The organism is Gordonia amicalis (genome assembly GCF_022059885.1).
Lineage (GTDB): Bacteria > Actinomycetota > Actinomycetes > Mycobacteriales > Mycobacteriaceae > Gordonia > Gordonia amicalis.
The window spans coordinates 4,911,383-4,920,372 of the sequence record NZ_CP091855.1 but is presented as its reverse complement, the minus strand read 5'-3'; the positions used below and the strand labels follow the sequence as shown (position 1 = coordinate 4,920,372).

Below are 8,990 nucleotides of genomic sequence, written 5' to 3'. Positions count from 1 at the left end.
GGCTTGCGCGTTCGACGCCCAGCGGTCGTACTGTTGGGATGTGCGATGGCCGCGTCGTTCGCGGTGACCGCACCTGCCGACGCAGCCACTCCAGGGGCCGGGCCGCCGACACCGGACCTCGCCTCGGCGGGGATTCTCGCCGGGGCCCCGCCGATCGGGAGGTTGCCGGACCTTCGTCCGGTGTCCCAGGTGGTGGTGTCGAAGGCCGTTGGCGGGAAACAGGAGTCGGTCGTGACGTCGACCTGGCCGCGGGTTCTGCCGGGTGATGTGTCGGTGCATCCGACGCCGCTGGGGCCCGCCCGTCGGGTCGCCGATCGAGCGGCCGGAACCGGTGACGTCGTGCGTATCGGCAATCTCGAGCTACGTCGCCCCAGCGTCGTGTCCCGGCAGCTGGCCGCGGACATCAGTGCCGGCTCGGGTGAACTCGTGGCGGGTATCTCCGACGTCCTGCGCAGCAACGGGGTTTCGGTGGCTCGTGCGGACAAGGTCGCCGAACAGATGGTCGGCGACGCCGCGGTCGGTGGTGTGATCGGCGCCGGTGTCGCGGCTCCGCTGGCCTTGGCCGTCGGCGGTGTGGTCGGTGGTGGACTCGGACTCGTTCTCACACTTCCGCTTTGGCCTACCGGTCTCGTCGTGGGTCCGCTGGTCGGGACCGCTGTCGTCGCCACTCTGGTCGCGCTGCCGGCAGTCGCGGCCGGTGTCGCCATCGGAGCGGCGCACGGTTACGACAAGGGGTGGAAGGTGCCGCTCAACCGGAAGCCGGCCACGCGTCCCCAGCCGACGTCGGTCTCTCTCGACCGGGCTCCGGCCCAGGTGGCCCCGCCGGTACCGGCGACCGTCATCAGGCAGCTGACCCCGGTGTCCGCCGTCACGCGGTCGGCCCCGGTGCCCGCGGTTCGGCGCGTGACGCCGACGCCGGCGGTGAAGAGGATCGCGCCCGCCCAGTCCGCCCGTCGCGATGCGGTGCCGTGTTCGCTGCTGCGGATGGCGGAGGTCGCGTTACAGGGAGGTGTGGTCGGCAGCTGCTGATCGGACCAGAGCAACGACCCTGGCGCAGTGACCTACTGCGCCAGGGTCGTTCTGCTCTCCGCTGGGCCGTCGGCCGGTCAGGGCCGGTGTTCGGTCAGCATCCGGATCGCGCCGACGATCGTGCCGACGAGACCCTCGGCGGTGTGGCTGCCGAGCTCGCCGCGCTGTTCGTCGGCGCGCATCATGATGACCGACTCCACGAGGCGGAACGGCAGCAGACAGCGCTTGTCCGCCGGATCGCCCAGCGCCGCGGACGTCAGTGCCGCATAGGCGGCGGCGAGTTCTTGTCGCGCGGAGCGGAATTCGACGAATCGGGGTTCGCCCACCTCGGGTAGCAGATAGAGCGCGCCGAGGTTCCAGCGTGCGCGGGCGAGCTGTTCCACGTCGAACCGGGCCAGTGTGAGCAGCCGATCCAACGCCGGTCCCTCGGTGTCGAGCAGAGCGCGGGCCTGTTCGACCGAGGCGAGCACGGTCGTCTCCAGCAGGTTCGCGAGGATGTCGTCCTTGGTGCCGAAGTAGTGGTACATCGATGCCTGACGGATGCCCACGGCCTCGGCGATCATCCGCGTCGATGTCCCGGTGTAGCCGTGGCGCGTGAAGAGCTCGGCGGCGGCGTCGAGGATCTCGTCGCGGGCGGTCTCGCCCCGACGTCTCGACGGCACCAGGCGTGGGCGCCCGGGACCGCCGGATGTGGTGGCCGAGCGCGCGCCGGTCGCCATGATTCCTCCTGCGTTGGTGGATGTTCTCGACCCAGTGGACCATGTGTGAGCGACTCCGGAGGCCGTTGCGATACCTCGACCTGCATCGATTAACGCACTCGTTACGCCCGTTTTCGCGGTCGGAACAAAACTGTCAACCGCAAGAAATGTTCGTTCGCTTATCTGTCAACTGACAGATTCGCGCTCGACGAGGAGCTCCTCGACAAGAAGGAACGCACCATGACCTCAACCCCGGAAACGGCTGTTGCGCCACCGGCCACCGCGCCGGCCGGCGACCTCGACGCCGACGACCTCTCCGAATTCGGTTACGAGCAGCAGCTGCACCGCTCGCTCGGCAAATTCGCCTCCTTCGCTGCGGGCTTCTCGTTCGTCTCCATTCTGACCACGATCTTCCAGCTCTTCGGACTCGGCTTCGGATTCGGTGGACCGGCGTTCTTCTGGACCTGGCCGATCGTCTACGCAGGCCAGTTCCTGGTGGCCCTGTGCTTCGCGGAAATCGCTGCGCGGTACCCGATCTCGGGTGCCATCTACCAGTGGTCCCGCCGCCTGGGCGGTGAGGTCATCGGCTGGTTCGGTGGATGGTTCATGATGATCGCGCAGATCGTCACCGCCGCCGCCGCGGCCATCGCGCTGCAGGTGGTCCTGCCTGCGGTGTGGACGGGCTTTCAGATCGTCGGTGACGACCCGACGCTCACCAGTACCAGCGGTGCGGCGAATGCGGTGCTGCTCGGCTCGATCCTCCTGGTGATCGTCACCGCGATCAACTGTGTCGGCGTCACCTGGATGAGCCGCGTCAACAGCATCGGCGTCATCTGCGAACTCGTCGGCGTCACCGCGGTGATCCTCGCGCTGTTCACCCACGCCCGCCGCGGCCCCGACGTCGTCTTCGACACCGGCGTCCCCGGGCAGCAACCCGGCTACATCTGGGCGTTCATCGTGTCCGGCCTGATGGCCGCATATGTCATGGTCGGATTCGGTTCCGCAGGCGAGCTCGCCGAGGAGACCCGGGACCCGCGACGGGTCGCACCGCGCACCATCCGGATGGCTCTGACCGTCTCCGCCGTCGGCGGTGGACTGATGCTGCTCGGTGCGCTCATGGCAGCGCCGACGCTCGATGAGGAACTCGCGACCGGCGGACTGCCCTACGTCCTGGACTCGGTGCTCGGCAGCTTCTGGGGCAAGGTCCTGCTGTGCGACGTCGCGGTGGCGATCTTCATCTGCACCCTCGCCATCCAGACCGCGTGCTCGCGACTGATGTTCTCGATGGCCCGCGACGGCCGGCTCCCGTTCTCCGCGCAGCTGTCCCACGTCAACCGCCGCACCGGTACCCCGATCGCGCCGTCGATCCTCATCGGTGTGCTCTGCATCGGCATCCTGCTGGTCAACGTGGGCAACTCCGCGATCTTCGCGACACTCGCCAGCGTCTGCATCATCCTGATCTACCTGGCCTACCTCGCGGTCACCGGTCCGATGCTCTACCGCCGGTTCCAGGGCTGGCCGCACCGGGGCGGCGTCGACGCCGGCGGCAAGAAGCTGTTCAGCCTGGGTCGCCTCGGGATCGTCGTCAACGCTCTCGCGGTGCTCTACGGAGCGCTCATGGTGATCAACCTGGCCTGGCCACGCGCCGAGGTCTTCGATCCCGCGGGCGAGATGCCGATCCTGCGCTGGGCCGGACCGATCTGCATCGCCGTCACCGTCCTCGTCGGGATCGCGTGTTTCCCACGCGGCAAGGAACATCCGAAGCCCGTCACCTTCCCCGCTTCCTGAACAACTCGGAGGAGTCACGAGAATGACCACCATCACCGCCACCGGGACCACCGCGGGAGCCCGCGAGCATGCCCGGTCGCAGGCCGGCCGTATCACCGACAGCATGCCGGTCGTCCCGGCGTCGAACTGGCCGAACCCACCCGCGGGCATCGAGCCCGCATCCCTGACCTGGGCCGAGGCCGTTCCCGGTGGGCGCTACACCAGCAAGGTCCTGGCCCGCGGTACGCGCCTGCGCCTGCACGACGTCGCCGGTTCGGCCTGCGCCCACATCCTGTTGTGGCGCGCCGACGCACCGTGGGAGCGGCTCAATGTCGCCGACACGGTGAAGGTCCCGTGGCAGGCCTATCTCGGCGCCGGACATCCGTTGCTGAGTGATCAGGGACGCGTCCTGGCGACCGTCGTCGCCGACGAGTCCGGCCATCACGACGCCCTCTGCGGCACGACCACTCTCGCCGGCAACATCGCGAAATACGGCGACGGACATGTACATTCGGCAACCCCGGCGGGACGCGAGATGTTCACTCTCGCCGCCGCCAAGCACGGCCTGACGCCGACCGACGTCGCACCCTCGGTGTCGTTCTTCCACGGGGTGAAGGTCGAGGACGACGGCTCGTTGCGCTCCACCGGTTCCGCCGGTGCCGACAAGTCGGTCGACCTCATCCTGCACCTGCCGTGCGTCGTGGCGATCGTGAACACCGCACACCCCGTCGACCCGTCGCCGACCTTCGACACCACCTCGCTCGAGTTGCTCGCGTGGAAGGCCCAGGCCGAACTCGATGCGCTGCTGGCCGGCGTCGCACACACCGACCCCGAATACCAACGGGCCGTCGCCAACTCCGAAGACGCCTGGGCCGCGGCTCGTTTCTGAGCTCCCCATCCCGAGAGGACCGAACACTCATGACCGCCACCATCGATCTCGCCGCGGCACCCGCCGCCGGCCTCGCCCTCGTCACCGGCACGGTCGTCCACGACGCCACCGTGGGTGAACGCGGCCCCTGGTCGGGTGTCGTCGCGGCCGGCGACGTGCTCACCATCGTCGACCTACACGGCAACCAGGCCGTGGACACCCTCTTCTACGGTGCCGACGACCACACGAAGCGCTACTCGGCGCAGGCCACGATCGCCGCGCAGGGCAACATCTTCCTGACCACCGGCACCGTCATCCGCGACCAGGAGGGCGACCCGCTGATGACGATCGTCGCCGACGAGGTCGGCAACCACGACACCGTCGGTGGTGCGTGCTCGCAGGAGTCCAACACCCTCCGCTACGGCCACCACACCAAGCATCAGCACGCGTGTGTCGAGAACTTCCTGATCGAGGGCAGCCGGCACGGACTGGGCAAGGCCGACCTGGTCGGCAACGTCAACTTCTTCATGAACGTGCCGGTCGACCCCGACGGGTCTCTCGGCATCGTCGACGGACTGTCGGCGCCCGGAAAGCGCCTAGCGCTGCGCGCCGAGACCGACACCCTGGTGCTGATCTCCAACTGCCCGCAGATCAACAACCCGTGCAACGGATTCGACCCGACCGCGGTCCGGGTCATCGTGACCCGACCAGCCGCCTGACACCTCCGCCGCGTCGAATCCGTACAGCTCACCGACTCACCGAGGGACCACACCATGTCTGCCTCCATCGGGGCCCCCACGCCGGCCCCCGTCACCGTCCTGCGGTCCGGCCCGCTCACCACCATCCAGGACTGGCCCGGTCGTACCGGGTACTGGAAGGTCGGGGTACCGCCCTCCGGGCCGATGGACGACCTGTCGTTCCGGCTCGCCAACCTCGCGGTCGGCAACCCCGAGGCGGCGGCCGGCCTCGAGATCACCCTCATGGGTCCGGCATTGCGTTTCGAGGCCGGGGCCGTCGTGGCGGTCACCGGTGCGCCGGTCGCCGTGACGCTCAACGGACGGCCCGTGCCGCAATGGGTTCCGTTGTCGGTGGCTGCCGGTGACGTCCTCGACGTGGGTACCGTCGGGTCGCTGGGCATGCGGGCATACATCGCGGTGTCGGGCGGATTCGACGCGGAGGATTATCTCGGTAGCCGTTCGGCCTTCACGATGGGGCGTTTCGGTGGACTCGACGGCCGGCCGCTCGCGGCGGGCGATCAGCTCGCACTGCTGGGCGGTCCGACCGGTCCGGCGCGGCGCATCCTCGGCGACGAGCAGCCCGCCTTGACCAACACCTGGCAACTGGCGGTGACCGTCGGTCCGCACGGCGCACCCGAGTTCTTCACCGAGGCCGACATCGCCGACCTGTTCGCCACCGATTACGAGGTGCACTTCAACTCCGACCGGACGGGCATCCGGCTGATCGGTCCCAAGCCGCGATGGGCGCGCAATGACGGCGGCGAAGCCGGACTGCATCCGTCGAACATCCACGACAACGCGTACTCCGTTGGTGCCCTGGACTTCACCGGCGACACACCGATCCTTCTCGGACCCGACGGGCCGAGCCTCGGCGGATTCGTGTGCCCGGTGACGGTCGTGACCGCCCAGCGGTGGAAGCTCGGTCAGCTCAAGCCCGGTGACACGATCCGCTTCGTGGCCGTGCGCAGTGCGGAGACCGCCTCGCCCAAGGAGACCGGCCTCGGCCGGCGCGCCAGTTTCGTCGACGTCCTGTCCTCGGGCGGCGACGCCGACAACGGAATCCTCGGCTCGACGACGACCGCCGACGGGTCGACGTCGGTGACGTACCGCCGCTCCGGAGACGACAACATCCTCGTCGAATACGGCGAGATGCAGCTCGACCTGGCGCTCCGGGCACGTGTGCACGCGCTGAGTGAGCGCATCGCCGCCGAAGAGCCCCGGGGTCTGATCGATCTCACGCCCGGCATCCGGTCGCTGCAGGTGAAAGCGGACCCGGATGTGTGGTCACAGACGCAGATGCTCGAATGGCTGGCCGAATGCGAGAGCGAGCTTCCCGCCGCCGAAGATCTCGTGGTGCCCAGCCGAACGGTTCACCTGCCGCTGTCGTGGGACGACCCGGCCACCCGGGAGGCCATCGAACGCTACATGCTCGGTGTGCGTTCCGACGCTCCCTGGTGCCCGTGGAACATCGAGTTCATCCGCCGCATGAACGGCCTCGACTCCGTCGACGACGTCTATCGCACCGTGTTCGACGCCAGCTATCTGGTACTCGGCCTGGGCGACGTGTATCTCGGTGCGCCGGTGGCGGTTCCGCTGGACCCCCGCCACCGGCTCGTCACGACGAAGTACAACCCGGCGCGGACCTGGACGCCGGAGAACGCGGTCGGCATCGGCGGTGCTTACCTGTGCATCTACGGAATGGAGGGTCCCGGCGGCTATCAGTTCGTCGGACGCACCACGCAGGTGTGGAACCATCGCCACCCGCAGCCGGCTCCCGGTTTCGATCCCGAACACCCATGGTTGCTGCGCTTCTTCGACCGTATCCACTGGTACCCGGTGAGTGCCGAGGAACTCCTCGACATGCGCGCCCACGTCGCTGCCGGACGCGGGGACAGTACCAAGATCGTCGACGGTGTCTTCTCGCTGGCAGAACACCAGCAGTACCTCGAAGACAATGCCGCCGACATCGCCTCTCGGCGGGAGAAGATGGAGATCGCCCGGGCCGAGGAGCGTCAGAGATGGTCGGCGCAGGGTGAATTCGCCGACGACGGCAACGGCGCCGAGACGGCAGTGGTCGGCGTGGGGAACGAGGAGCGAGTGGCATGAGCAAGGTCGACGAGGTCTACACCCGGATCGCCGCGGCGGACCGTCCCGAGGTGTTCATCACGTTGCGTCCGCAGGCGGACGTCGCGGCCGAGTTCGATGCGGCACTCGCGTCCGGCGGGCCGCTGGCCGGCACGATCCTCGCGGTCAAGGACAACGTCGACGTCGCCGGGCTGCCGACCACCGCGGCCTGCCCGGGCTACGCCTCCACGCCGACCGCAGACGCACCCGCGGTCGCGGCACTGCGGGCGGCCGGTGCCGTGGTGATCGGGAAGACGAACCTCGACCAGTTCGCGACCGGACTCGTGGGAACGCGCAGTCCTCATGGCGCCGTGCGTGATTCGCGACGACCCGATCGCATCTCGGGCGGTTCGAGTTCGGGATCTGCGGTGGCGGTTGCGCTCGGATTCGCGGACATAGCGATCGGCACCGACACCGCCGGATCGGGCCGCGTACCCGCGGGCCTACAAGGGCTCGTCGGCGTCAAGCCGACGGTCGGGGCGATCTCGACCGACGGCGTCGTGCCGGCGTGTGCAAGCTATGATACGGTCACGATCTTCGCCGCCGACCTCCCACTGGCGAACCGCGCCATGTCGGCTATGGCTGCAGCGCAGGGCCCGAGGCCGTTCGGCTCGTCGGCGCCGCTGGCCGCACCGGAACGTCCCGTGGTCGCCGTGCCCGCCGACCTGCCTGAACTCGACGAGGCCTGGCGCGCCGCGTTCGCCGAGGCGGTGCTGCGGGCCGAGGCCGCCGGACTCGTGATCAAGACCGTCGACCTGTCGCCCTTCCTGGCGGCTGCGAAACTTCTGTATGAGGACGCGCTCGTCGCCGAACGGCACGACGCGGTCGGTGACTTCCTGGACTCGGCGGACCCGGACGATGCCGGGCTCGACCCCACCGTAGCCGGGATCATCGGTGCCGCAGCTCGATTCACCGCCGTGGATCTCCTCCGCGCGCGCCGCCGCCTTGCCGAACTCCGGACGGAGGCCATGGAGGAGTGGGGTGACGCCACCGTGCTGATGGTCCCGACCGCGCCGGCGCACCCGACGATCGCCGAGGTCGCCGACGACCCGGTCGGCGTCAACTCCCGGATGGGCACGTACACCAACTTCTGCAATCTGTTCGATCTCTGCGGCCTCGCCGTCCCGAGCGGCGTCGTATCCGAAACCGACGGGACCGAGGCGCAATTCGGCGTCACCTTCCTGGGCACGGCACACGAGGATGCGGTCCTCGTCGACGTGGCGGGCCGGTTCCTCGGTGCTCCCGACATCCGGGCGTCGTGGGTGGAGACCGCGGAGTCGATCGAGCTCGCGGTCTTCGGCGCGCACATGCGGGGCGGGCCGCTCACCCACGAGCTCAGCGAGCGTGGCGCCCGATGGGCGGGCGAGATCACCACGACCCCGACCTACCGACTCGTAGCGCTCGACACCATCCCGCCGAAACCGGGCCTGATCCGCGATCCTGCTGCCGGACGGGCCATTCGGGGCGAGATCTGGCGGTTGTCGCCGGCCGCGCTCGGCGAGTTCCTCGCCGCTCTGCCGGAACCGATGATGCTGGGCAAGGTCGAGGTGGCCGCCGGCGAGACGGGACCGGCGCGGTGGATCGTCGGCTTCGGTTGCGCGGCCGACGCCGGTGCTGCCGGAACGGAACTCGACCGCGACCGCTGGTAGTCCCGACCTCGCCCACCCGCATCTCATCCGTATGACGTCGAGCCCGGTATCCGGGTTCGACGTCATACGGATCGGGGCGGCCGCATCCGTCTCGCGCAAACCTTCCGACCTGGTCGTT

The 8,990-nt window shown here is 68.9% G+C and carries 7 protein-coding genes; 6 read left to right on the top strand and 1 reads right to left on the bottom strand.

The annotated features are described in order from the left end of the window. Positions 1-45: 45 nt before the first annotated feature. Positions 46-1,029: a hypothetical protein gene (locus IHQ52_RS22565; protein ID WP_006436945.1), complete on the top strand. Its 984-nt coding sequence runs from the start codon at positions 46-48 to the stop codon at positions 1,027-1,029. 77 nt (positions 1,030-1,106) lie between these two features. Here the strand turns inward: IHQ52_RS22565 and IHQ52_RS22560 are convergent, their stop codons facing one another. Continuing rightward, a complete protein-coding gene (locus IHQ52_RS22560; RefSeq protein WP_006436944.1) occupies positions 1,107-1,748 on the bottom strand; it encodes a TetR/AcrR family transcriptional regulator in 642 nt (213 codons plus the stop codon). 219 nt (positions 1,749-1,967) lie between these two features. Between IHQ52_RS22560 and IHQ52_RS22555 the strand changes: the two genes are divergently transcribed. From IHQ52_RS22555 to atzF, 5 genes are read left to right on the top strand one after another with little or no spacing between them, the layout of a single operon-like run. Further along, positions 1,968-3,515 carry an amino acid permease gene (locus IHQ52_RS22555; protein ID WP_006436943.1) on the top strand — a complete coding sequence of 516 codons (1,548 nt, stop codon included), beginning with the start codon at positions 1,968-1,970 and terminating at the stop codon, positions 3,513-3,515. 22 nt (positions 3,516-3,537) lie between these two features. Then, positions 3,538-4,383, top strand: coding sequence for an urea amidolyase associated protein UAAP1 (locus IHQ52_RS22550; protein WP_006436942.1), 846 nt, complete (start codon positions 3,538-3,540; stop codon positions 4,381-4,383). 29 nt (positions 4,384-4,412) lie between these two features. After that, on the top strand, positions 4,413-5,081 hold the full coding sequence (locus IHQ52_RS22545) for an urea amidolyase associated protein UAAP2 (protein ID WP_006436941.1): 669 nt from the start codon (positions 4,413-4,415) through the stop codon (positions 5,079-5,081). 54 nt (positions 5,082-5,135) lie between these two features. Further along, complete coding sequence (locus IHQ52_RS22540) at positions 5,136-7,205, top strand: 5-oxoprolinase/urea amidolyase family protein (RefSeq protein ID WP_182155901.1); 2,070 nt, start codon at positions 5,136-5,138, stop codon at positions 7,203-7,205. Further along, the gene (atzF, locus tag IHQ52_RS22535) at positions 7,202-8,872 is read left to right on the top strand and encodes an allophanate hydrolase (protein ID WP_159404975.1); all 1,671 of its coding nucleotides are present in this window, start codon (positions 7,202-7,204) and stop codon (positions 8,870-8,872) included. Before IHQ52_RS22540 ends, atzF begins: the two co-directional genes overlap by 4 nt. The last annotated feature ends 118 nt before the right edge of the window (positions 8,873-8,990 follow it).